We start from the raw sequence: 3266 nt of genomic DNA on the forward strand, positions 1-3266 counted from the left end.
GGATTCACAAATTTGTACAGAGTGACCCAGGCAAGCGATATTATCACCAGTATAAGAAGTAGTTTTAGAATAAAGATAGATAATCTTCTTAAAAACTTTGTCATCATAGTAAATATTGTTGTTTTTGCGGATATTACAATAATCTGTTATAAATGGCCCAAAAAATTGACTCTTGGCATCCTCTCATATAAGCTTATTGACCAATATTTATAGTTATTTAGGAGGCACCCGCCCGTATGAGTACACCGTCCCAGATCATACCCATTAATATCGAAGATGAAATGAAGGACTCTTATCTGTCCTATTCGATGAGCGTAATTATTGGCCGCGCTCTTCCCGACGTAAGAGACGGGCTTAAACCCGTTCATAGACGAATTCTCTTTGGTATGGATGAGGTAGGAAACCAGTGGAATAGACCGTATAAAAAATCTGCAAGAATTGTCGGAGACGTGATGGGTAAATACCACCCTCACGGTGATGCTGCCATCTATGACACACTTGTAAGGATGGCTCAGGATTTCTCGATGCGCTACACACTTGTAGACGGTCAGGGCAATTTCGGCTCAATTGATGGCGATCCTCCAGCGGCTATGAGATACACAGAGGTCCGCTTGGACAGAATTGCTACTGAAATGCTGGATGATCTGGACAAAGAAACAGTAGATTTTGTTCCTAACTACGACGGCGGCGAGGATGAGCCCATGGTTTTGCCAGCCAAAATTCCAAATCTTCTCCTAAACGGCTCCTCGGGTATAGCAGTTGGTATGTCAACCAACATCCCACCTCACAATCTTACTGAACTAATTAATGCAGTTGTAGCTCAGGCGAATAAGCCTGAGATAACTGTTGACGAGCTTATGACACATCTTCCGGGACCCGATTTTCCTACAGGCGGATTTATCACAGGCAGAAATCCAATTAGAGAAGCATATGAGACCGGACGAGGAATCATAAGGCTAAGGGCCAAAGCAAAAATTGAAAAGCAGAAAAAGGGCGATAGAGAAGTAATTATCGTAAACGAGATTCCATATCAGGTTAACAAGTCCAGACTAATTGAGAGAATTGCCGATCTTGTAAAAGACGACAAGATCAAGGGAATTTCTGATATTAGAGATGAGTCCGACAGAGACGGAATTAGGATAGTAATTGATATTAAACGAGGCGAGATTGGAGAAGTCATACTAAACCAGCTCTACAAACATACGCCTATGGATACCTCTTTTGGTATCATAATGCTTGCTCTCGTCAGAAACCAACCAAGGGTTCTTTCGCTTAAAGAAGTAATCAATAACTTTATTGAACACAGAAAAGAAGTTGTAACCAGACGAACCCAGTATGAGCTATCTAAAGCTGAGGCAAGGCTCCATATCTTAGAGGGTCTCAAAATAGCTCTTGATAATATAGACGAAGTTATTGCGCTTATCCGTAAGTCTAAAAGCCCTCAGATAGCTAAAGAAGGACTCATGAAAAAGCTTGGTCTAAGTGAAATACAGGCCCAAGCTATTTTGGATATGCGTCTTCAGAGGCTTACAGCACTAGAGAGAGACAAAATTTTAGATGAGAGAAAAGAACTAATTGCCACAGTGAAACGCCTTAAAGAAATCTTAGACAAAGAGAGCCTTATTTTAGGCATAGTTACAGATGAGCTAACAGAGATTAAAGACCGCTACGGTGATGAGAGAAAAACCGAGATCTTAGACAGCTCGGAAGAGATCTCGATTGAAGACCTTATTGCTGATGAAGATATGGTCGTAACAATAACGCATGAGGGCTACATAAAAACCACTTCTCTTAGCGTCTATAGAAGCCAGCGAAGGGGCGGAAAGGGCAGAACTGGAATGACTACTAAAGATCTGGACTTTGTCGAGACCCTTTTTATTGCCTCACAGCATAATTACGTTCTGTTTTTCTCAAACCACGGAAAGTGCTACTGGCTAAAAGTGCATGAGATCCCAGAGGCTGGCCCAACAGCCAGAGGTAAAGCACTTGTTAATCTTCTTAACCTTGCAGATGGGGAGAAAGTCGCCGCGGTGCTTCCAGTTGTAGAGTTTAAGGATGATCAGTACATAATCATGGCAACTAAGGATGGCGTTGTTAAAAAGACCAAGCTAAGTGCGTATTCAAGACCACGCGTTGGCGGCATAATAGCGCTAAACATAAGAGACGACGATGAGCTTATCGAAGCTAAAATTACCAGTGGCAATGATGAGATACTCATATCTTCTAATTACGGACAGGCCATCAGGTTTAAGGAAGATGACGTAAGAGATATGGGAAGGACTGCTACTGGAGTCAGGGGCATAAAGCTCGATAAAGGCGACAGGGTAGTGAGCCTCGAGGTAATAGAAAACCCCGATGCGCAGATCCTTACAGTAACTGAAAAAGGCTACGGAAAGAGAACCCTAGTTTCTGAATACAGAATTACCGGCCGTGGCGGTAAGGGCGTGATTACAATTAAGACAACTGGTAAAAACGGCAGAGTTGTAGGTACTTTCCAGGTGACTAACGATACCGAGGTTATGATGATCACCACCCAGGGCGGAAAAGTAATCCGTATGAACGCGTCAGAAATTAGCATATTCGGTAGAGGCACTCAAGGAGTAAGGCTAATTGGTCTTGCAGACGATGAGCAGGTTGCCGCAGTTGCAAAGGTAGTTGAAAGAGAATAGGTCTATCTCTAACTAAGTGAGAATTCCTTATAAATGATCCGAGAGATTGAAAATATATTTCATGACTTTCCAGGCTACGGATGTTTTGCCTGTGATCCCAATAACCACAAAGGGCTTCGTTTAAAATTTTTCGCCGATGATGAAAAGGGCGAAGTCTACACCACCTATAAGCCTGAGGAGCATTTAGAGGGCTTTCCAGGCATACTTCACGGCGGGATTCAGTGCGCGCTAATTGATGAAGTAGCCTTTTGGACAATGTTTGATAAATATCAGAAAATAGCACTTACATCTAAGCTTGATATGGAGTTTTTAAGACCGGTTGATTCTACTTCTACTCTTACAATCAGAGGTAAAATTACACACGCAGAAGGCAGAAAGATCAGCGTGCAAGTTAATCTCTTAAATGAGAATAACAAAGTATGCACTAGAAGTAACGTTGACTACACTATAACCAAAAGAGAAGTGACCTATAAAATTATGGGCGAAGAAAAGTTTACTGAAAAATTTCAAAAATATCTGGAAGATTAAACTATGCTAAAACTATACGACCACCCGCTTTCGGGAAACAGCTATAAATCACGGCTTGCACTTAGTCAC

Annotated in this window: 3 protein-coding genes; all 3 read left to right on the forward strand. The window is 41.9% G+C overall.

The window, feature by feature from the left end:
- Positions 1–213, forward strand: a 213-nt coding sequence (locus AAF462_11130) for a hypothetical protein (protein MEM7009675.1), incomplete at its 5' end; no start/stop codon positions are given.
- Positions 214–236: 23 nt separating this feature from the next.
- On the forward strand, positions 237–2669 hold the full coding sequence (gyrA, locus tag AAF462_11135) for a DNA gyrase subunit A (protein MEM7009676.1): 2433 nt from the start codon (positions 237–239) through the stop codon (positions 2667–2669).
- 33 nt (positions 2670–2702) lie between these two features.
- The gene (locus tag AAF462_11140; protein MEM7009677.1) at positions 2703–3197 is read left to right on the forward strand and encodes a PaaI family thioesterase; all 495 of its coding nucleotides are present in this window, start codon (positions 2703–2705) and stop codon (positions 3195–3197) included.
- Positions 3198–3266 lie beyond the last annotated feature (69 nt).

This window comes from Thermodesulfobacteriota bacterium (assembly GCA_039028315.1).
In the GTDB taxonomy this organism is placed as follows: domain Bacteria; phylum Desulfobacterota_D; class UBA1144; order Nemesobacterales; family UBA2774; genus CR02bin9.

What these genes read in the sequence shown, in the direction of transcription:
- gyrA (MEM7009676.1), top strand. Translation starts at nt 237, where the DNA reads ATGAGTACACCGTCCCAGATCATACCCATTAATATCGAAGATGAAATG.
- AAF462_11140 (MEM7009677.1), top strand. Translation starts at nt 2,703, where the DNA reads ATGATCCGAGAGATTGAAAATATATTTCATGACTTTCCAGGCTACGGA.